This is a genomic window from Wielerella bovis (assembly GCF_022354465.1).
Taxonomy (GTDB): Bacteria; Pseudomonadota; Gammaproteobacteria; order Burkholderiales; family Neisseriaceae; genus Wielerella; species Wielerella bovis.
In genome coordinates this window covers 2,011,138-2,030,328 of record NZ_CP092361.1, presented here as the reverse complement: position 1 = coordinate 2,030,328, position 19,191 = coordinate 2,011,138, and the positions used below count along the sequence as shown (strand labels likewise).

The following is a 19,191-nucleotide window of genomic DNA, read 5'->3' as shown; positions in this document are numbered from 1 at the left end:
ATGTGTATTTATATAAAAAGGCAGCCTGAAAATCAATAAATTACGTCCAATAATACCGCACAATATGATAGAACACTGGCGCGGCAAAACAAATGCTGTCGGCACGGTCTAGTACGCTGCTGTGTCCGCGTGGGGCAGGGCGTCCCCAGTGATGTATGCCAAAGCTGTGTTTGATTTGTTGCATGACAGTACCACCAAAAAAGCCCATTACACTCAATAATAAACCTGTTAAGGCAGCCTGAAATGGATTAAATGGTGTTATCCAGAATAAACAAGTGGCAACAAATGTTGCAATGACAATGCTGACGATTGCACCCGTTGTGGTACGGCGACCGCCTTGTGTACCGCCCGTACGCCGCCATAAATAATAAGCCACGTCGCCAGTATGCACGACCACCAGCATAAACAATAGCAATAAAATATTTTTGCCCGCAAAATGTTTGATGGGCAAACTCATCAACGCAGGAACGTGCGATAAACAATATACGGTTATCATCACGCCCCATTGAATTTTGGCGGTGCGTTCAAAAAATTCAGTTTTGGAGCCGCTGGATAATTGCACAATAATCGGCAATAGCAAAAAGGCGTACACGGGGATTAACACGGTAAACATACTGTGCCAATCTGTCCAAATAAAATAATATTGCAGCGGCAAAAGTATGTAGAAACAAGTGGCTACGGCATTGTGGTCGCCACGATAGCGGTACACTTGCGACATAAATTCGCGCATGGCGGCATAGGACGCGATAAGAAACAACAGAATCATACCGCTGCGTCCCAGCCAAAATGCCACCAATAAAATTACCGTCATGGCGAACCATGAATACACGCGCGTATTAAATTCTTTGAGCATTAAATTGTGCGCATATTGTGGACGTTTTTGCAAAAGGTAGCCTGAAAACGCGGCAATCGCCAATAAAACAAAGATGCCAGCAAAGACCATTGCTGCCAGAGCAGGAAAATTGGAAGTAGGCATGGTTTATCCTTTTTCAGCATATTGGGCGCGTTTGTGGGCAGGTGCGAGTGCGAGCATGGCTTCACGAGCGCGTTGCAAAAAAGCGTCTTTGTCTTCGTTTTCTTGCAGATACAATTCTTCGCCAAAATTCACTTCGCAAATCATTGGCACAGGAATGACCTTGCCTTTGGGCAATACGCGGTTGATATTGTCAATCCAAATCGGCACAAAACCGACATCGGGGTTTTCACGCGCTAAATGATAAATGCCACTTTTGAATGGTAACAATAAAATATTGTCATCAGTATTGCGTGTGCCTTCGGGGAAAATAATCAAGGACACATTTTGTGCCAGCGCATCGGTCATTTGTTGCGTGATGGCTTTGGGGTCGTTGCCGTTACGCATAATCAATAAACCATTGAAAACTTGGTTGATAATAAAACGGCGTAGGGGACTTTTGAGCCAATAATCTGCGCCTGCAACAGGACGTGCTTTGTCGCGCCATTTTTTTGGCAAGGAAACCCACACCATCACAAAATCGCCATGACTGGCATGGTTGGCAAAATAAACTTTGCGTTCTGTACCAAAAGAAATATTGCCTTCAAATTTTGGGCGTATGCCTGTGATAAATGCCACCAGCGCGTACAAACTTCGCGCAATCAACATGGCGAGAAAATTAGATGATTTCATTTTGAAACCCGATGGGTTGAACAATCAAACACAAGATTTTAACTGATTTTAACAGAACTTGTTGAGTTAGAACCTGTATTCATAAGATTGGTGGCTTGATTTTATTGATAATTCTTGCGAATACAAGGCGACTTTTCATGCCAATATTGAACATATTGGCATGAAAAGCCAATGCAGTAGGCGCATGAAGTGGCGATAAAAGCAAGCTATTAAGATTGTGAATACAGGTTCTTATATTTTATGGTGGATTTGATTTAGGCAGCCTGAAACCTTTGCAAAATCCCCATTTTTGGCACATTTCTGCGCGATGCGTTTCTCAAACGCTTGCCTATCTACATGATATGTCTGCACGTTTTGTGATACTATCGCTTTGAACTGTGCTCAAATCTGGGGTTTTGCAAAGGTTTCAGCCTGAAGATTTCTGCCATACGAATCACACTTCATTAAAAATAATTAATAGTACGGATAACCAAGCTGCTTTCGTCATCATACAAATGTGCAATTCCCTGTTTTTTTCTCACGCAAAAATCGTATAATCACGCATCAAATCATTGACCACAGGAACACGCATCATGAAAGAAATTTTGCTCAACGAACACGCACAATTTGGTTTGTTTATTGAAGCCAATATCAAGCAGCCTGAAAAAATCGCCGCTGCTTGCGCTCTTGCATTGGATAAATTATCACATATTCAAGCGCGTTATCCCGAAGACCAAATTGGTTTAAGCATTGCATTTGGCGCAGATTTTTGGGGCAGCCTGAAACATGCTGCCGAAGCGCCCGAATTAAAAAATTTCCCCACATACGGCAAAGGCAATACGCACGCACCTGCCACGCAACATGATTTATTGTTGCACATCCAATCCAATCATCACGATAGCAATTTCACGTTAGCAATGGACGTGCTGGCAGCGTTTGGCACAGCGATTGAAGTATGCAACGAAACACACGGTTTCCGTCGCCACCAAGAACGCGGTTTGGATGGCTTTGTGGACGGCACCGAAAATCCACATGGCGCAGAAAAAATCCTGTCTATTGGTTTGAATGAACACGGTGGCAGCTATATTTTGATGCAGCGTTATCGCCACGATTTAGCCAAATGGAATACATACAGCATCGCTGAACAAGAAGAAAGTGTGGCACGCAGCAAAGAAAGTAACGAAGAATTTAGCAAAGATATTCGCCACCCTCGTTCACATATCGCGCGTACCAATATCAAAGAAGATGGCAAAGGTTTAAAAATTGTGCGCCGCAGTTTGCCCTATGGCACGGCTTCGGGCGAACACGGATTGGCGTTTATTGCGTATGCTGGTACGTTACACAATATTGAAGCGCAGTTGCAGCATATGTTTGGCGATGTAGCAGACGGGCAGACCGATTTGCTGTTGGAACGCCTGACCCAAGCCGTTTCTGGCGCGTATTATTACGCACCGAGTGAAACACGATTACGCCAGTTATAAAGTATTTTTCAGGCTGCCTAATTATAAAAAGGTAGCCTGAAAACCTATTTTCGAAACAAAATGTCATGATACATATTTCTCACGCAACATCTGAACAACTTCCTGAAATCATGGCGATAGATGCAGCAACCAATTCTTCGGCATGGTCATTGGCATGGTGGCAATCCGTGCTGCAATCTGATTTGGACACTGTATTGGTCGCGCAAAATAAACAGGGAGCCATACTCGCCTTTATCGTATGGCAAACAATTGTGGACGAAATGGAGCTGCATCTTATCGCTACTGCCACAGAATATCGCCAACAAGGTATCGCACAAATGTTGATGCAAGAAATGTTTCAGGCTGCCTCTACCGCAAATATTGTGCGGATTATGCTAGAAGTTCGTGCATCCAACCATGTCGCACAGAATTTGTATCGCAAACTGGGTTTTTCTGCCACCACTGTGCGACAGAAGTATTATCGCGATGGGGAAGATGCTGTTTTAATGGAAAAAATCATCTAATAGGCAGCCTGAAAACCCACTTTCTACAAAAAACGGATTGTGTCATACAACACAATCCGTTTTTCATTTTACCGTTGTCGTGCCTTAAAACGCGGATTAGATTTGCAAATTACATAAACTTTGCCCTTGCGACGCACCACTTGGCAATCACGATGACGTATTTTTGCTGCTTTCAAAGAAGACAATACTTGCATTATTTATCCTTTCTAAATGCTGACATCATGCCTGCAAAACGTTGATTGAACACGCTTGCACGACCTTCTTTGTTATGCTCGCGTTGTTTGCCTGTGTACACAGGATGCGATGCGGCAGATGTATCTAGCATAAACACGGGATATTCTTGACCATCTGTCCAAACCATTGTTTTGCCATGTGTATTGGCGCATGAACGAATCAGCCAACCTTGCTCAGCGCTGCTGTCGTAAAATAAAATGGTGCGATAATCTTCGGGGTGAATGCCTTGTTTCATGGTGTTATTCCTACTAACTTAAAATGTTATAGTATAACAATGATGAAGCAAATGCAAGTTTTAGAATCAGCATGACGTTTCAGGCAGCCTGAAACTTTTTTATTTTTTCAGGCTGTCTCAATCTTTTCAATATCGGCTAAAATCTTATTTTTTTGTTGCTGAATATTATGTCTAAATTGCTTAAAGTTTTGCTGATTGCCGTGCCTGTTGTGGTGATTACTGTGTTCTCCGCTTTATTATTTATACCAAAAAACAATGGATTGCCTTATCGTGTAACGGTAGAAAAGGGGCAAGGCATTTCTGCTGTCAGTCGCAAAATGGCGCAAGATGGCAAAATCTTTAATCGCACGGTTTTGGTGGCAACGGCGTATGCAATGGGTGTGCATAATCAGTTGAGTATGGGTAGTTATCGTTTTCCTGCCCAATTTTCGGCATGGGAAGTAATTAAGCGTTTGCGTCAAAATAGCCCTGATACGGTGCGCGTGCAAATTATAGAGGGTATGAAGTTTTCACAAATGCGCCATGTCATTAACCAAACGGCAAATATCAAACACGATACGCGCCATATGAGCCATGCGGAATTGTTGCGCAAAATTGACCCAAATGCGATTTCGGATAATCCAGAAGGGCTGTTTTTTCCCGAAAGTTATGAAATTGCGGCGGAAAGCAGTGATTTGCAGATTTTTCAGGCTGCCTATAAAGCTATGCAAAAAGAATTAGACAAAGCGTGGAAGGAACGTGATACCAGCTTGCCGTATAAAAATCCGTATGAATTGCTGATTATGGCGAGTTTGGTGGAAAAAGAAACAGCGCATGCTGATGACCGTGGCGATGTGGCGGCGGTATTTCGCAATCGTTTGGCGATTAATATGCGCTTGCAAACAGACCCAACTGTCATTTATGGCATGGGCGATGCATATAAAGGGCGCATTCGTAAGGCGGATTTGCAGCGCGATACACCGTATAACACTTATACGCGGCATGGTTTACCGCCAACGCCGATTGCTTTGCCGAGTCGTGCAGCGTTACAAGCGGTGGCAAATCCATCCAGCAGCAAATATTTGTATTTTGTCTCGCGCATGGATAATACGGGCAAAAGTCAATTTAGTCATACGCTGGAAGAACATAATGCGGCGGTGCGTAAGTATATTTTGAAGAAAAAATAAATTGAAATGTTTTTCAGGCAGCTTTTTAATAAAGAAAGTGTTTTTTGCAAAACAGAAGTGGGTTGTGTATTTGATATGGTTTTGGAATAAAATCATTGTTAAATATACAAAATGTGGGATTCGGGAATCTGACCCAGTAGTTCAGATTTTGCAAAGGATACAGCCTGAAAAAATATTTCAATTTAATCTATATAAAAAACAATGGGTAAAAATTCTCTCGCCAATAGAGTCTTTACAAAATTTATATTATCCGTATAATTCAAATCTTTCCCAAGAAGCCCAGGTGGCGAAATTGGTAGACGCAGGGGACTCAAAATCCCCCGCCGCAAGGTGTGTCGGTTCGAGTCCGACCCTGGGCACCAAATCGCTAAAAAGACCGCTTAATTTTTTAAGCGGTCTTTTTTTATTTATGTTTTCAGGCTGCCTTTTTGATTTTTTCACGCAAATGGTCATAGCACCAATGAAAAATTACGGTGTAAATCATCACGCCAAGTGTCATGCCGATGTCCATAATAATGGCGTGCCACCATGTGATGTTGAGCCACCATGCAATTAGTGGTACGGTAAGTAGCATTAAGCCGCCTTCAAATAATGTGGCGTGCAATGCGCGGATTTTCAGGCTGCGTTCAATGCGTGGTGCGGTAAATTTTTGGTCAAATAACCAGTTAAATAGCATATTCCATGCTAATGCAATCAGGGAAATGATGATAAATAATGCGCCCATTTCGCCAATGCCGTGTGATGTGAATGCTGCGAGCAAAAGTGTGGAAATAATCACGAGTAGGGCTTCAAATAATATGGCTTGGAAAATGCGTTCTTTTTTGGTCATAAAGGCAGCCTGAAAGCTATTTTGTTGATTGAGAAAATGTGATATTTTCAGGCTGCTTGAACACAAAAGCAAGCCTTGTGATAAAATTGCGAATGGCTGTATTGTGTATCAATAGGGTAACTGAAAATGGCCATTTAAAAACAAGCGGAATGAGGACGAACGATGAATATTACCATTTTGGGAACGGGTGCTTGGGGTACGGCTCTTGGCATACATTTTTCCTTGCATAATCATCGTGTTGCAATGTGGACACATAATGCAGCGCATGCAAAAACGATGCAGGAGACGCGCCAAAATGAGCGTTATTTACCCAATTTCAGGCTGCCTGATAATTTAAACATTTACACCGATATGCGTGAAGCGTTGGTGGATAGCGAGCTGGTATTGGTGGTTACGCCTGTGGTGGGGCTGCGTGCCAGCGTGGAATTATTGCAACAAAACGGTGGTGGTCATCTTCCCATTTTAACGGCGTGCAAAGGCTTTGAATTGGATACGGGTTTGCTCACGTTCCAAGTGGTTAAAGAAGTGCTGCCTGAAAACGATAAGATTGGGGTGTTGTCGGGTCCTAGTTTTGCGCAAGAGTTGGCAAAACAATTACCTTGTGCCGTTTGTTTGGCGTCCGAGAATGGTGCGTGGATTAATCAATTAACACATCAACTGAATACCACAGTCATGCGCTTGTATGCTAATGAAGATGTGATTGGCGTATCTGTTGGTGGCGCGGTCAAAAATGTTATGGCGATTGCAACGGGTTTATCCGATGGTTTAGGCTATGGTTTGAATGCACGCGCGGCTTTGGTAACACGCGGTTTAGCAGAAATCACGCGCTTGGCAGTGGCAATGGGCGCACAACCCAAAACCATGATGGGTTTGGCGGGTATGGGTGATTTGATTTTGACTTGTACAGGCGCATTATCGCGTAATCGCAAAGTTGGCTTGGGGCTGGCGGAAGGCAAAACCTTGCATCAAGTTTTGAAAGAAATTGGACACGTTGCCGAAGGTGTACCAACCATTGAGGAAGTGCATAATGCGGCGGCAAAATACCAAATTGATATGCCTGTAACCGATATGTTGTTCCAACTGGTACGCAATGAATTGGCTGCGCAAGATGTTGTAGACAGATTGATGCAGCGAGAACCAAAAAGTGAATAATCTTTTTTCAGGCTACATTCGATTTTGATAAGGCAGCCTGAAAACTTAATTTATCAATTTTCCGAGAAAAATATATGAACCAATCATTAGAAAATCTTGAAAGTCGCATACAAGACCTCATCGGCAAAATGAATCAACTGCGTCTTGATAATGCGCAATTAGCAGAGCAGTTGAGTGAAGCGCGTTTGAATTACGAAGAGCAAGCAGCAACGTTGCAATACAAATTGGAAGATGCACGCAATCAAGCTAAAGCCAGTGAAGCGGCTGCGGCATTTGCGGCAACTGCGGCGCAATCTGCCAAAGAAGTAGACGATTTGACCGATAAAATCCAATTTCAAGAACAGCAAATTCAGTTATTGGAAAAAGAACGTGTGAATTTACGCGATCAAATCAATTTTTTGCAACAAACGATTCAAAATAAAGAAAAAGATTGGCAAGACCGTTTTGATGAACAAGAACAGCAATTAACGGCTGATCGTGTGCGTTTTAGTACTTTGCAAGAGCAGCTGCGTGCAGCTGAAGACAATTCTTTAACCATTACCAAAGAGTTGGAAAGCCAAAAATTATCAGCGGCAGAAACACAAGCTAATTTGGATAGTCGCAATCAAAGTTTGCGTGAGCAATTAGATACTTTGCAAACACAATTAACGGATACGCAAATGCGCTTAACTACCAGCAATAGCAATAATGAAGAATTGCAAGAAGAGTTGAAAGAGGCGCGTGAAGCATTATTGGAACAAGAGCGTATACTGAATGAAAAAGCAGCGGCAGAACAAGAACGTGCTGCAACTAAATTGGCGCAAGAAACCGAGCGTTTCCGTATTGAATTTGCCTTGCAAGCACAAAAACATGAACAGAGTTTGAGTCGTTTGAATCAAGCAATTAGCCAGCAAAAAGAGCGTATGCAGTCTGAAAAGGCAGAATTGCAAGAGCAAATTCGCCAGTTGAATAATCAAAATCAAGAATATCGCAGTATGTTGCTGCAAAATGCTAACAATATTCGTGCATTATTGGCGCGCTTGCCCGCTCCTGAATTGACTGGTGAGTTGGGACAAGAGTTGTTGAGTACTGAAACTGTGCATAATGAAGTGGATACAAGCGATGAAATTGTGATTGAAACAGATAGCAAGGGAGCAAACGAATGAGTATTGAACAAATCAGTGTTGAAATTCTCGACCGTCAATTTACCATTGGTACACCTGACAGCGAACGTGGAACCTTGCTCAAAGCGGTGGAAATGTTGAATCAGAAAATCACAGCGATTCAGCATGCTGGCAAAAACATGGAAACGGAAAAAATCGTGATTATGGCAGCTTTGAATTTGACGCATGACTTGCTTAAAGCAGTGGAAAAGAATAAAAATGAATTGCCAAATGACGAATATAACGGTAAAATTCAGGCATTGATTGAGCTTTGCGATACAGCGTTAAAAGCCGATTAAACCAGTTAAATTTCCCTGCGGTGTTCGTAAAGGCATATTTTCCTTGAACCAATAAGTTTGCTTCGGTTGTCGGGAGTTGTAACAGGAGCGAGCGACCTCTAGTTAGGTTGCACCCGAAGTTACCCGAGATGACCACCTTGTTTACAAGGTTCAAGCGGACTAAGCCGAAACGGCATTTGCGGGGTTCCATAAAAAATACCACCTAATATTTTAGGTGGTATTTTTCTTTTTTGGGATTTGAGTATTTTAAATCTCTATATGAAATGAAGGTCTTTAGGTTTCAGGCTGCCTTTATTTGAAAGTAGTTTCTACGCCACCGCTGATTTGACCGTATATTTCGGTGTTACCAGTTGAACTTGTGCCTGCGCAAGCAGCTAATAAGACAGCGATGGCGGTTAATGCGAAGATTTTTTTCATGATACGTCCTTGTTAATAAAAATATCAGGGTAAATTAATTTAACAGAAGGCAGCCTGAAAACAAGTTTTCAGGCTGCCTTCGTGGTAAATATGGTTATTTAACCAGTTTCAATACTTTTTTCTTTGGTGTTTCATCATTGGTTGCAGGTGTGTCGGGTAGTGTGTCTGCAACGTTTTCAGGCTGCCATTTTTCTATTTCAAATCCCATTCCTTCCCCCGTTTCTTTGGCAAAAATGCTCAAAACGTGTCCAACAGGTATCCAAATTTCATGGGATACACCGCCAAATCGGGCATGAAACGAAATCCATTCGTTATCAATCAGCAAATCTTTAGTGGCAGTGGTGCTGATGCTCAATACAATTTGTTCGTCTTTTACAAATTGTTTGGGAACGCGTGTATGTTCATTGACCCACACGGCAAGATAGGGTGTATATCCATTGTCCAAACACCATTCATAGAGTGCGCGAATAAAATAAGGTTTGGTTGAAATATTCATAATAGTCTTTCAGGCTGCCTTGATATGCAACAAATTATTAACGGCGCATTGCTTTTTCAGCAGGAGTCAGCGCATCAATAAATGCTTGGCGTTGGAAAATGCGTTCCGCTGATTTCAATAATGGCGCGGCTGCTTTGCCCAATTTGATGTCGTAATGGTCTAAACGCCACAATAATGGTGCAAGTGCCACATCAATCATGGAAAAATCGTCGCCCAAAACGTATTTGTTTTTGGCAAATGCTGGTGCAATCATGGTTAAGCCATTGGTAATCGCTTCACGCGCTTTGGCTTGTTCTTTGCTGGTGGCGGTTGGGTCTTCCAAAGTTTTCACATGAACAAACAGTTCTTTTTCCAAGCGAAATAAGACCAAACGACCACGACCGCGCATCACAGGGTCGGCGGGCATTAATTGTGGATGCGGAAAACGTTCATCAATATATTCGTTGATGATGTTGGATTCATACAGTACCAAATCGCGTTCCACTAAAACAGGAACTTGGTTATAGGGATTCATGACTGCCAAATCTTCAGGTTTGTTGAATACGTCAATGTCTTTGATTTCAAAGTCCATGCCTTTTTCATACAAAACAAAACGACAACGGTGGCTAAATGGGCAAGTGATGCCTGAATACAATATCATCATGTGCGGATTCCTTGTTATAAAATGAGTCAAGCAGCCTGCAAATAGGCAGCCTGAAAATAATTTGGGAAAATAAGTAGGTTAATTATATCGTTTTAACAAGTATTTAGCAAAAAAATGATTTTATATATTTGAATATTAAAGAGATTTTATATAGTGGATTCAATTTAAATCAGGACAAGGCGACAGCGACCGCTGTGTACACATAGTACATAAGGGAGCTGTCAACGCTGTACTGGTTTAAATTGAATTCACTATACTTGATAAATCATGAAAAATGAATAAAAAGGCAGCCTGAAAACGATTTTTCAGGCTGCCTTGTGATGGATTTACGATTGTTTGGTTTGATTGACAATACTCATACCTGCTGCTACCAAGCCACCAATATCGGCAACATTGGCTGGCATAATCATCGTATTGTTTTCTTTGGCTAATTTGCTGAATGCTTCTACATATTGTTCCGCAACTTTCAATTTAACCGCTTCGCTGCCCCCTGGTTCTTGAATGGCTAGTGCGACCATTTTAATCGCATCTGCGCTGGCTTGTGCCACCAAACGCAAGGCTTCTGCTTCACCTTCGGCACGGTTAATTTGTGCAATTTTTTCACCTTTTGATGCGTTGATAGCAGCTTGCGCTTCACCTTCAGATTTTTTGATTTCGGCTTCACGTTCGCCCGAAGCCAAGTTAATTTGCTCGATTTTCAAGCCTTCCGATTGGGCGATGCGGGCGCGTTTTTCACGTTCCGCTGTAATTTGCGCTTGCATAGAACGCAAAATTTCTTGTGGCGGAACAAGGTCTTTAATCTCATAACGCAAAACTTTTACGCCCCATGAAACCGCTGCTTCGTCTAGTGCAGCCACTACTGTGCGGTTGATGTCATCGCGTTCTTCAAAAGTTTTATCCAATTCCATGCGACCGATAACCGAGCGCAGCGTGGTTTGTGCCAGTTGTGTAATCGCCAAAATGTAGTTGCTTGAACCATACGATGCGCGTTTGGCATCGGTTACTTGGAAATACAGTACGCCGTCCACCGTCAATTGTGTGTTGTCGCGTGTGATACATACTTGGCTGGGAACGTCCAAAGGGATTTCTTTGAGCGAATGTTTGTAGGCAACGCGGTCTAAAAATGGCACGAGAATATTCAAACCTGGGCTTAATACCGCATGAAATTTGCCTAGGCGTTCCACAATGTGCGCTTCTTGCTGTGGCACAATTTTTAGTGATTTGAAACCGACCACAACGACGGCAATTAAAATAATGAAAGGTAAGCTAAACATTCTTTGCTCCTTGTAGTATTAAAGTGATAAAAAATATTTTTCAGGCTGCCTGAAATGAGTTAAACATCGTTTTCAATCAACAAAACAATGCCATCTTTGCCACAAATTCGGGCTGTATCGCCCATTTGAAAATGGCTGTTATCAACCGCACGCGCTTCCCAAGTTGCGCCACGATAAAACACACGCCACATTCCGCCTGATAATGGCTGTTCCACTTGCACCATGCTACCAATGTCCAAATCATCATTATTCATAGGGCGTTGGCGACGTGTTTGGTAAACGTAGATTGTACCGACTAGCGATAAAAATGCGACAATTAAAAGTCCCATTTGCATGCTGACATCAAACAACAAAGTAAATATGCCTGCGCCACACAATGCTACTGCCAATACCAGTAAATAAAACGTTCCTGTAAACATTTCTGCTACAAAAACCAGACATGCCAAAATAAGCCAAAATGTCCATAGAGCCATGATATGTCTCCTTTATTGCATGAAATTATGCACAAATATTCAACGTTTTATTTTCAGGCTGCCTATTTATCTGTGATGCAGCCTGAAAAACTATTCCGTTTCCACCACTTCAAAACTATGCGTTATCGGCACAGCTTTGCCCAACATAATAGAAGCCGAGCAATATTTTTCTGCTGATAATTGTACCGCTTTGGCGACCGCATCTTCTTTCAAACCACGCCCGATGACTTTGAAATGCAAATGGATTTTGCTAAATACGCGCGGAATACTGTCCACACGTTCCGCTTCAACGGTGGCAATGCAATCCACAATGTCTTGACGTTGTTTTTTCACAATGTCCACCACATCAATGCTGGAACATCCTGCCACGCCCATTAACAAAACTTCCATTGGACTTGCGCCACGTTTTAAGCCTTCGTCAGCAGAAGTACCATCCATAATAATACTGTTGCCGCGTTCATTTGCTGCCACAAAGCAGCGACCATCTACCCATTGACTAATGATTTTCATCTATTTTTTCCTTTCGTATTAATGATTAATAAACCTGTTTCAGGCTGCCTTGATAAATATAAATTTAACATATTTTATATGAATGAAACATGATTTTCGGTGGATTTTTGGCGTTTGATAAACAAATAATGATAATGTGTTTCAAAGATGCACAAATCTATAGTCATTTAAAATAAAAATATAGTCGCTTAAAATTAAAAATACTACTGCGTTGCCCACGCCCTTATGTACTAGATGTACACGGCGGGCGTGGTCGCCTTGTCCTATTTTTATTTTAAGCGACTATAATACAGCGTTACCAGCTCCCTTATGTACGATGTGTACACGGCTGTCGCTGTCGCCTTGTCTTATTTCTATTTTAAATGACTATATCTTATTGCGTAACAAAATTATTTTTCAGGCTGCCTATTTCTTTACATAAATTTGCGCTACAATGGCGCCCTTTTTACGCAATAGTGAAATGATTTCAGGCAGCCTGAAAACACATTTCACTGACTTTTTTATCATTTTTTAAGGATACCCAAAAATGGCAGAACTGAATACCCAAGCCACCGCCGAAGCGGATTTGGTTTATAAACTTGAAGACAAACCACCGTTTTTCAATTCGCTGGTAAGCGCGATTACGCACTTACTGGCGATTTTTGTTCCTATGATTACCCCCGCGCTGATTGTTGGTAACGTTTTGAAATTACCCGTAGAAATGACCGCTTATCTGGTTTCTATGGCGATGGTTGCATCTGGTATTGGCACTTATTTGCAAGTGAATCGTTTTGGTATGGTTGGTTCGGGCATGTTGTCCATTCAATCGGTGAATTTTTCGTTTGTGGGCGTGATGATTTCGCTCGGTTTTTCCATGAAAGAGAAAGGCTTGGACGAAAATGCGATGATTTCCACTTTGTTGGGCGTGTCGTTTGTGGGCGCGTTTTTGGTGTGCGGTGCGGCGTGGGTGCTGCCGTATTTGAAACGCGTGATTACGCCTACTGTGAGTGGTGTGGTGGTGTTGCTGATTGGTTTGAGTTTGATTGATGTGGGCATTACTGATTTCGGCGGTGGCTTTCATCTGAAAGGTACGGACGAATTTGGCAGCCTGAAATATGTGGGTTTGGCAAGTTTTGTGTTGTTAGTTGTATTGTTGTTTAACTGCATGAAAAATCCACTTTTGCGCATGAGTGGCGTGGCAGTCGGTTTGATTGCAGGTTATATTGTGGCTTTGTTTATGGGCATGGTGGATTTTTCGGCATTGAAAGATGCGCCAATTATGACAATTCCCACGCCGTTTAAATATGGCTTTCAATTTGATTTTGCGGCATTTTTGGTGGCTGGTACGATTTACCTGTTGAGTGTGTTTGAAGCAGTAGGCGATTTGACTGCGACTGCCATGGTGTCGGGACAAAAATATGAAGGCGAGGAATTTCAACAACGTTTGCGCGGTGGTGTATTTGCCGATGGCTTGGTTTCTGTGATTGCGACCGCGCTCGGTTCGCTGCCTTTAACGACTTTCGCGCAAAATAATGGTGTGATTCAAATGACGGGCGTGGCGTCGCGTCATGTGGGCAAATTTATTGCGATAATTTTGGTGGTGGCGGGTTTGTTCCCTATTTTTGGGCGCGCATTTACGACAATCCCTAGTCCTGTGTTGGGTGGTGCGATGGTGTTGATGTTTGGTTTGATTGCGATTGCTGGTGTGCGCATTATTATGACTAATGGCATTAACCGCCGCGAAGCCGTGATTGCCGCGACTGCGGTAGGCGTGGGTTTGGGCGTGGCATTTGAGCCTGATGTGTTCAAATTGTTGCCCGAAGTGTTCCGTAATGCGATTGCGGCTGGTGGCATTACGGCTGTGGTGTTGAACTTGCTTTTACCACACGATTTGACTGATAAGTCGGTTTATTTATCGGAAAAATCTGAATAGTATTCCTGAAAAATGGAAGTAGAGTGAATTTGTAATAAAAATTCAAAGAAAAGGCAGCCTGAAAATGTTTTCAGGCTGCCTTTTTACTGTATATTTATAGTTATTTAAAATAAAAATATAGTGAATTCAATTTAAACCAGTACAGCGTTGCCAGCTCCCTTATGTACTATGTGTACACGGCGGTCACTGTCGCCTTGTCCTAATTTAAATTGAATCCACTATAATACAGCGTTGCCAGCTTGTCTGTGTTTATCTTAACCAACTATATCAATCATGACTTCACAATCGCATCGTTTTCTTCCCATGTTGCTCGCATTATGTGTATTTATGCAAATGTTGGATGCAACCATTCTGAATACCGCCTTACCCACAATGGCAAGAGATTTGAATGAATCGCCTTTGCATATGCAAACCGCAATCGTATCGTATGTGCTGACATTGGCTCTGCTGATGCCTTTGAGTGGTTGGTTATGCGACCGTTTTGGCATTAAACGCGTGTTTTTTTGGGCAATGATTATTTTTGTAGCAGGTTCTGCATTGTGTGCTGCCGCACCTAATTTATCTTTACTGGTATTAGCGAGAATTGTACAAGGGATTGGTGGCGCGATGATGACCCCTGTGCCACGTCTTGTGATGGTGCGTGCGTATGACAAAAGTCAGTTGATTAATATGATGAATTATGTCGTTATGCCCGCATTAATTGGTCCAATTCTAGGGCCTGTTGTGGGCGGTTATTTGGTGGAATATGTATCATGGCATTGGATTTTTCTTATCAATTTACCCTTTGGTTTGGCGGCAGCATGGTTTACACACAAAATCATGCCCGATTTTCCACGCATGAGTGAAAATAAACCTTTTGATTTATTAGGATTTTTATTGTTTGGCAGCGGTGCGGTTGGCATAAGTTTTGCCGTTGAATTGATACAATATCCCAATGCAACTTGGTTTGCAGGATTGTCTGCATTTTTTGCCTGTTCCGCTTTATTTGCCTATACACGGCATGCGCATCACATTGAAAATCCATTATATGACAAAAATTTATTTTGTGTACGAACCTACCGTTTAGGTTTATCAGGTAATTTGATGAGTCGCATTGGCATGAGTTCTATGCCATTTTTATTACCATTGTTGCTACAAGTTGGATTAGGGCATAGCGCAGCATTAGCAGGTTGGGCATTAGCACCTGTGGCATTGGCTTCTATTGCCGCCAAACCGCTTGTTAAACCAATGGCAATGCGTTTGGGTTATCGCAAAATGCTCATCGCCAATACTTGCATGGGTGGCATCATTATTATGTTACTCGCTGTTCCTTCGCCCAATGCCCCCTTGTGGACATTATTACCATTACTGTTGTTGATGGGTTTATGCAATTCCATTCAATTCACGGGTATGAACACGCTAACACTTGCCGACTTACGCCAACATCAAGCCGCAAGTGGTACAAGTTTAATGTCTGTTAATCAACAGCTTGCGGTAGGATTTGGTACAGCTATTTCTGCGGCATTATTGCGTTATTTCAGTATGCAGCCTGAAATTGTGCCAAATATGCACACAGCTTTTCGTTACACACTGATTATTATGGGAAGTTTTACGATTGTATCGGGTTTGATTTTTGCACGATTGCATCCGCGTGATGGGGAAAATTTGATTAGGCGATGAGTTTAGAACCTGTGTTCGTAAATTTTCTAGTTAATTAGAAATTAAACAATAAGATAAAGCGATAGCAAAAACTCTGCTTTAATTTTGAATGATTATAGAAAAAAGTTTCAGGCTGCCGTTATAAACCAAGGCAGCCTGAAACCTTATAATTTCTCCGCCAAATATTCCGCCAAGCCGCGTTCACGCAACACGCAACTAGGACATTCATGACAACCACCGTCCACGCCCAAATAACAAGTGTGAGTATGTTCGCGCACATAATCAAATGCGCCCAATTTATCTGCCAAAGCCCATGTTTCTTTTTTATTTAGCCACATCAATGGTGTGTGAATAACAAAGTCATACGCCATTGCCAAATTCAAAGTAACATTCATAGATTGGATAAACATATTGCGACAATCAGGGTAGCCTGAAAAATCGATTTCACATACACCAATGAAAATATCGTGAATATTCTGAGACTTGGCATAAATCGCGGCATACAGCAAAAATAAGGCATTGCGTCCATCCACGAAAGTATTAGGCAGATTTTGGGCATTGGTTTCAATGGCTGCGGCATCGTCCATTAAAGCATTGTGCGTAATGGCGGAAATCAGCGATAAATCCAGTACCGTTTGCTTAATATGTAAATCGTTGGCAATCCATGCCGCGCGTTCCAGTTCAATTTGATGGCGTTGTCCGTAGGCAAATGTGATGGCTTGGACATTTTCTGTGCCATATTCAGCAATCGCTTGGAACAGACAAGTGGTGGAATCTTGTCCACCAGAAAAAATAACAAGTGCTTGTTTCATTTTGTATTTTCCTACAAGTTTTCAGGCTGCCTTTATTCAAAAGATAAACCTGTTATTTGACTAATATGATGTTGTATTTCATCGCGTAAACGGCGTAAATCGCTGCTATAGTCGTAGAAGTGAAAAAACAGTACAAGGCGACAACGTCCGCCGTGTGTGAAAACACATAAGGACGTTGGCAACGCTGTAATGATTTTTCAATTCTGCGACTATACATGAATGCGGCAAAATAAAAGCAGGTAAAACGGCGGAACTGTGCCATTTCAGGCTGCGTTTGGTACGGTTAGGCAGCACAATTTCGGCAATTTGCTTGTCTGCATTAAGCATAATCTGCGTCCGTGTTATGGTTTGTTTATGCAGATTTTTGGGCAGATAACGGTGTACAAACCAGCCAAAGCCGATAAGAGGTAGGAGTGATATGCCAATGATGATATAGCGAAGTTCTGCATCATTGGGAAATACAAAATGGGTGGCATAGATGATAATGACCAAATTGATGATGGTGCTGATGATATTACCCATTTTTAATATTTGGATGCGTCGTCCCATTTCTTCGGGGCTGATGGGTTGATGAATTTGCCATGTGATGATGCGCTCGCCAGCGCGCAGGGCAGCTTGTACTTGTTGCAATTCAGCTTGCACTTGCGCGGTAAAATCGGGTGTAGCGTAGGATTGGGTAAGTTGGGTGTAATCCATGATGTTTTCCTGTTTTCAGGCTGCCTTACAGTACACGACAAAAAACATTTCCGTAAGTCGGGCATGAATGCCCGACCTACAACTTCACAAAAATTGTCGTGTACTGTAAGGTTGCCTGAAAACCAGATTTAACTATAGTCGTTTCAAATTAATACGTACAAGGCGACCACGCCCGCCGTGTACAAATAATACATAAGGGTGTGGACAACGAAGCAGATTGCTTATTTTAATTTACTATATTATTGATGATATAGGCAGCCTGAAAAATACCTGTTTACAAAGCACGATTTTTCATTGCCCATAAACTGCGTTTGTTCAAATACCAAACCAATGCGCTGGCGGCGGAAGCAAGCGATAAAATCAACGCTGCCCAAAAACCGTAAATGCCCATATTTGCCCAATACGCCAGCGCATACCCAGGTAACAAACCAAGCAACCAAAAAGCAATCGCGTGAATGACCATCGGTACACGGGTGATTTTGTAACCGCGTAAGGCATATGATGCGATACATTGTGTAAAATCAAATAGTTGGAAAAATCCAACAAAAATCAACAAACTTGCGCCGATATGTAACACGCTGGCATCTTGGGTGTACAAGCCGACCAGTGCTTGATTGAGCGTGAGCAATAAGGTAAATGTGCATAGCGCAAGTACCCAGCCTGATAGTAAAGATACGCCTGAAATATAACGCGCTCGGGCAAATTGTCGCCGTCCGATGCTTTGCCCCACGCGCACGGTGGCGGCAGAACCGATGGCTTGCGGTATCATGTACACCATGCTGTTTAAGTTGCCGACTATTTGTTGGGCGGCGACAAAATCTTCGCCCAAATCGGCAATCAACCAAACGATAAAACTAAATAAGCTGACTTCCAAAAAATATGATAAACCAATTGCCCAGCCTAATTTCCAAATGTTTTTTTGTGCAGTCAATTCAGGCAGCCTGAAAGTTTGTGTCAGCCCAAATGGTTGGAAATAGGGATTTTTCCAAATATGGCAAAATAGGGCGAAACTGTTGAAACAAAAGATGAATAAGGTGGCGAGACCTGCGCCTGAACCACCCATGTTGAATTTGAAAATAAATAGCCAATTCAAAGGGATATTGATGATTAACGCTGCCCAGTTTATCCACATAATCGGTTTGGGGCGATTTAGGCTGCTGGCGTAGGCACTCAATGCTTGATAGACGAGTGCGAATGGCATGGCAAGGGCGACATAGAAGAGATATTGTCCGAATTGTGCTTCAATATAATCGTCCATGTGCAGATAATTTTTTAGCGGTACGATTAGGGCGAGCATTAATATCATGCCGATGATGCCGAAAATAATGCCGAACCAGATGCCTTGTTGCCCTGTTTTGCCAACTTCATCGGTTTTGTTTGCGCCGAATAATTGGGCTATCATGGGGTTGAGTGCTGCCATGATGCCCATAAATGTGATGAATACGGTTACAAAAACGGAGCTGCCTAGTGCGACAGCGGATAAATCGGCTTTACCTGCTGCGCCTGCCATAATGGTATCGACAACACCGATGGCGATGGTGGCGATTTGACCGAGCATCATGGGTAGGGCAAGGGTAAGCAGTTGCCGAGTTTCGTGTTTGAAATCGTTGATAGAATAACGGTTTAGGTCAAATAGCATCATGTTTATTTTTAAG

At 42.4% G+C, this 19,191-nt stretch carries 22 protein-coding genes, 1 tRNA gene and 1 other RNA gene; 10 read left to right on the top strand and 14 right to left on the bottom strand.

Annotated features, from left to right (window positions below; all coding sequences use genetic code 11):
- Positions 1-40 precede the first annotated feature (40 nt).
- Both MIS45_RS09880 and MIS45_RS09875 read right to left on the bottom strand, forming a co-directional pair.
- Complete coding sequence (locus MIS45_RS09880; RefSeq protein WP_249446793.1) at positions 41-976, bottom strand: phosphatidate cytidylyltransferase; 936 nt, start codon at positions 974-976, stop codon at positions 41-43.
- Positions 977-979: 3 nt separating this feature from the next.
- Positions 980-1,645, bottom strand: a complete 666-nt coding sequence (locus tag MIS45_RS09875) for a lysophospholipid acyltransferase family protein (RefSeq protein ID WP_249450413.1) — start codon at positions 1,643-1,645, stop codon at positions 980-982.
- Positions 1,646-2,217: 572 nt separating this feature from the next.
- Between MIS45_RS09875 and MIS45_RS09870 the strand changes: the two genes are divergently transcribed.
- Together MIS45_RS09870 and rimI are read left to right on the top strand one after the other, a co-directional pair.
- Entirely contained in the window at positions 2,218-3,105 is an 888-nt protein-coding gene (locus MIS45_RS09870; RefSeq protein ID WP_249450412.1) for a Dyp-type peroxidase, read from the top strand.
- A 65-nt stretch (positions 3,106-3,170) separates the two neighbouring features.
- Positions 3,171-3,608: a ribosomal protein S18-alanine N-acetyltransferase gene (rimI, locus tag MIS45_RS09865; protein ID WP_249450411.1), complete on the top strand. Its 438-nt coding sequence runs from the start codon at positions 3,171-3,173 to the stop codon at positions 3,606-3,608.
- Positions 3,609-3,676: 68 nt separating this feature from the next.
- On the opposite strand, the gene ykgO is transcribed toward rimI, so the two are convergent.
- Positions 3,677-3,802, bottom strand: coding sequence for a type B 50S ribosomal protein L36 (gene ykgO / locus MIS45_RS09860; RefSeq protein WP_249442452.1), 126 nt, complete (start codon positions 3,800-3,802; stop codon positions 3,677-3,679).
- Complete coding sequence (locus MIS45_RS09855) at positions 3,802-4,077, bottom strand: type B 50S ribosomal protein L31 (RefSeq protein WP_249442451.1); 276 nt, start codon at positions 4,075-4,077, stop codon at positions 3,802-3,804. Before MIS45_RS09855 ends, ykgO begins: the two co-directional genes overlap by 1 nt.
- Before the next feature lie 164 nt (positions 4,078-4,241).
- Here MIS45_RS09855 and mltG point away from each other — a divergent pair, with 164 nt between their 5' ends.
- On the top strand, positions 4,242-5,243 hold the full coding sequence (mltG, locus tag MIS45_RS09850; RefSeq protein WP_430472171.1) for an endolytic transglycosylase MltG: 1,002 nt from the start codon (positions 4,242-4,244) through the stop codon (positions 5,241-5,243).
- A 277-nt stretch (positions 5,244-5,520) separates the two neighbouring features.
- Positions 5,521-5,605 (top strand) — tRNA-Leu (locus tag MIS45_RS09845).
- Between the two features lie 53 nt (positions 5,606-5,658).
- Here MIS45_RS09845 and MIS45_RS09840 read toward each other — a convergent pair.
- Entirely contained in the window at positions 5,659-6,072 is a 414-nt protein-coding gene (locus MIS45_RS09840) for a PACE efflux transporter (RefSeq protein ID WP_249445806.1), read from the bottom strand.
- Between the two features lie 162 nt (positions 6,073-6,234).
- On the opposite strand from MIS45_RS09840, the gene MIS45_RS09835 reads away from it, so the two are divergent.
- The 4 genes from MIS45_RS09835 to ssrS all read left to right on the top strand — a co-directional run bounded on the left by MIS45_RS09835 (position 6,235) and on the right by ssrS (position 8,854).
- Complete coding sequence (locus MIS45_RS09835) at positions 6,235-7,224, top strand: NAD(P)H-dependent glycerol-3-phosphate dehydrogenase (protein WP_249442448.1); 990 nt, start codon at positions 6,235-6,237, stop codon at positions 7,222-7,224.
- A gap of 74 nt (positions 7,225-7,298) precedes the next feature.
- Positions 7,299-8,369: a coiled-coil domain-containing protein gene (locus tag MIS45_RS09830; protein WP_249442447.1), complete on the top strand. Its 1,071-nt coding sequence runs from the start codon at positions 7,299-7,301 to the stop codon at positions 8,367-8,369.
- Entirely contained in the window at positions 8,366-8,665 is a 300-nt protein-coding gene (locus MIS45_RS09825; protein ID WP_249442446.1) for a cell division protein ZapA, read from the top strand. Before MIS45_RS09830 ends, MIS45_RS09825 begins: the two co-directional genes overlap by 4 nt.
- 9 nt (positions 8,666-8,674) lie before the next feature.
- Positions 8,675-8,854, top strand: a non-coding RNA gene (gene ssrS / locus MIS45_RS09820) — 6S RNA.
- Between the two features lie 102 nt (positions 8,855-8,956).
- On the opposite strand, the gene MIS45_RS11420 is transcribed toward ssrS, so the two are convergent.
- The 6 genes from MIS45_RS11420 to MIS45_RS09795 all read right to left on the bottom strand — a co-directional run bounded on the left by MIS45_RS11420 (position 8,957) and on the right by MIS45_RS09795 (position 12,478).
- The gene (locus MIS45_RS11420) at positions 8,957-9,082 is read right to left on the bottom strand and encodes a putative periplasmic lipoprotein (protein WP_283397267.1); all 126 of its coding nucleotides are present in this window, start codon (positions 9,080-9,082) and stop codon (positions 8,957-8,959) included.
- Between the two features lie 94 nt (positions 9,083-9,176).
- Entirely contained in the window at positions 9,177-9,578 is a 402-nt protein-coding gene (locus MIS45_RS09815) for a ClpXP protease specificity-enhancing factor (protein WP_249445805.1), read from the bottom strand.
- A 37-nt stretch (positions 9,579-9,615) separates the two neighbouring features.
- Positions 9,616-10,221, bottom strand: a complete 606-nt coding sequence (locus MIS45_RS09810) for a glutathione S-transferase N-terminal domain-containing protein (RefSeq protein ID WP_249442444.1) — start codon at positions 10,219-10,221, stop codon at positions 9,616-9,618.
- A 326-nt stretch (positions 10,222-10,547) separates the two neighbouring features.
- Positions 10,548-11,495, bottom strand: a complete 948-nt coding sequence (locus MIS45_RS09805) for an SPFH domain-containing protein (protein ID WP_249442443.1) — start codon at positions 11,493-11,495, stop codon at positions 10,548-10,550.
- A gap of 59 nt (positions 11,496-11,554) precedes the next feature.
- Positions 11,555-11,968, bottom strand: a complete 414-nt coding sequence (locus MIS45_RS09800; protein ID WP_249446787.1) for an NfeD family protein — start codon at positions 11,966-11,968, stop codon at positions 11,555-11,557.
- 90 nt (positions 11,969-12,058) lie between these two features.
- Positions 12,059-12,478, bottom strand: a complete 420-nt coding sequence (locus MIS45_RS09795) for an OsmC family protein (protein ID WP_249450410.1) — start codon at positions 12,476-12,478, stop codon at positions 12,059-12,061.
- A 526-nt stretch (positions 12,479-13,004) separates the two neighbouring features.
- On the opposite strand from MIS45_RS09795, the gene MIS45_RS09790 reads away from it, so the two are divergent.
- Both MIS45_RS09790 and MIS45_RS09785 read left to right on the top strand, forming a co-directional pair.
- On the top strand, positions 13,005-14,390 hold the full coding sequence (locus MIS45_RS09790; RefSeq protein WP_249446785.1) for a uracil-xanthine permease family protein: 1,386 nt from the start codon (positions 13,005-13,007) through the stop codon (positions 14,388-14,390).
- Positions 14,391-14,663: 273 nt separating this feature from the next.
- Complete coding sequence (locus MIS45_RS09785) at positions 14,664-16,049, top strand: DHA2 family efflux MFS transporter permease subunit (RefSeq protein WP_249450409.1); 1,386 nt, start codon at positions 14,664-14,666, stop codon at positions 16,047-16,049.
- A gap of 143 nt (positions 16,050-16,192) precedes the next feature.
- Here the strand turns inward: MIS45_RS09785 and queC are convergent, their stop codons facing one another.
- From queC to MIS45_RS09770, 3 genes are all read right to left on the bottom strand, one after another.
- Positions 16,193-16,840 (bottom strand): 7-cyano-7-deazaguanine synthase QueC, encoded by a 648-nt coding sequence (queC, locus tag MIS45_RS09780; protein ID WP_249442438.1) that lies wholly within the window; start codon positions 16,838-16,840, stop codon positions 16,193-16,195.
- Positions 16,841-16,945: 105 nt separating this feature from the next.
- The gene (locus MIS45_RS09775; protein ID WP_249450408.1) at positions 16,946-17,536 is read right to left on the bottom strand and encodes a hypothetical protein; all 591 of its coding nucleotides are present in this window, start codon (positions 17,534-17,536) and stop codon (positions 16,946-16,948) included.
- A gap of 274 nt (positions 17,537-17,810) precedes the next feature.
- Positions 17,811-19,175, bottom strand: a complete 1,365-nt coding sequence (locus MIS45_RS09770) for an MATE family efflux transporter (RefSeq protein ID WP_249451378.1) — start codon at positions 19,173-19,175, stop codon at positions 17,811-17,813.
- Positions 19,176-19,191: the final 16 nt, after the last annotated feature.

Excerpts from the sequence above, each read along its gene's own strand:
- MIS45_RS09835 (WP_249442448.1), top strand. The coding sequence starts at position 6,235 with ATGAATATTACCATTTTGGGAACGGGTGCTTGGGGTACGGCTCTTGGC.
- MIS45_RS09790 (WP_249446785.1), top strand. The coding sequence starts at position 13,005 with ATGGCAGAACTGAATACCCAAGCCACCGCCGAAGCGGATTTGGTTTAT.
- MIS45_RS09840 (WP_249445806.1), bottom strand. The coding sequence starts at position 6,072 with ATGACCAAAAAAGAACGCATTTTCCAAGCCATATTATTTGAAGCCCTA.
- MIS45_RS09805 (WP_249442443.1), bottom strand. The coding sequence starts at position 11,495 with ATGTTTAGCTTACCTTTCATTATTTTAATTGCCGTCGTTGTGGTCGGT.
- MIS45_RS09810 (WP_249442444.1), bottom strand. The coding sequence starts at position 10,221 with ATGATGATATTGTATTCAGGCATCACTTGCCCATTTAGCCACCGTTGT.
- MIS45_RS09795 (WP_249450410.1), bottom strand. The coding sequence starts at position 12,478 with ATGAAAATCATTAGTCAATGGGTAGATGGTCGCTGCTTTGTGGCAGCA.
- MIS45_RS09770 (WP_249451378.1), bottom strand. The coding sequence starts at position 19,175 with ATGCTATTTGACCTAAACCGTTATTCTATCAACGATTTCAAACACGAA.
- MIS45_RS09830 (WP_249442447.1), top strand. The coding sequence starts at position 7,299 with ATGAACCAATCATTAGAAAATCTTGAAAGTCGCATACAAGACCTCATC.
- MIS45_RS09815 (WP_249445805.1), bottom strand. The coding sequence starts at position 9,578 with ATGAATATTTCAACCAAACCTTATTTTATTCGCGCACTCTATGAATGG.
- MIS45_RS09870 (WP_249450412.1), top strand. The coding sequence starts at position 2,218 with ATGAAAGAAATTTTGCTCAACGAACACGCACAATTTGGTTTGTTTATT.
- rimI (WP_249450411.1), top strand. The coding sequence starts at position 3,171 with ATGATACATATTTCTCACGCAACATCTGAACAACTTCCTGAAATCATG.
- MIS45_RS09880 (WP_249446793.1), bottom strand. The coding sequence starts at position 976 with ATGCCTACTTCCAATTTTCCTGCTCTGGCAGCAATGGTCTTTGCTGGC.
- MIS45_RS09775 (WP_249450408.1), bottom strand. The coding sequence starts at position 17,536 with ATGGATTACACCCAACTTACCCAATCCTACGCTACACCCGATTTTACC.
- MIS45_RS11420 (WP_283397267.1), bottom strand. The coding sequence starts at position 9,082 with ATGAAAAAAATCTTCGCATTAACCGCCATCGCTGTCTTATTAGCTGCT.
- MIS45_RS09785 (WP_249450409.1), top strand. The coding sequence starts at position 14,664 with ATGACTTCACAATCGCATCGTTTTCTTCCCATGTTGCTCGCATTATGT.
- queC (WP_249442438.1), bottom strand. The coding sequence starts at position 16,840 with ATGAAACAAGCACTTGTTATTTTTTCTGGTGGACAAGATTCCACCACT.
- MIS45_RS09875 (WP_249450413.1), bottom strand. The coding sequence starts at position 1,645 with ATGAAATCATCTAATTTTCTCGCCATGTTGATTGCGCGAAGTTTGTAC.
- MIS45_RS09825 (WP_249442446.1), top strand. The coding sequence starts at position 8,366 with ATGAGTATTGAACAAATCAGTGTTGAAATTCTCGACCGTCAATTTACC.
- MIS45_RS09855 (WP_249442451.1), bottom strand. The coding sequence starts at position 4,077 with ATGAAACAAGGCATTCACCCCGAAGATTATCGCACCATTTTATTTTAC.
- MIS45_RS09800 (WP_249446787.1), bottom strand. The coding sequence starts at position 11,968 with ATGGCTCTATGGACATTTTGGCTTATTTTGGCATGTCTGGTTTTTGTA.
- ykgO (WP_249442452.1), bottom strand. The coding sequence starts at position 3,802 with ATGCAAGTATTGTCTTCTTTGAAAGCAGCAAAAATACGTCATCGTGAT.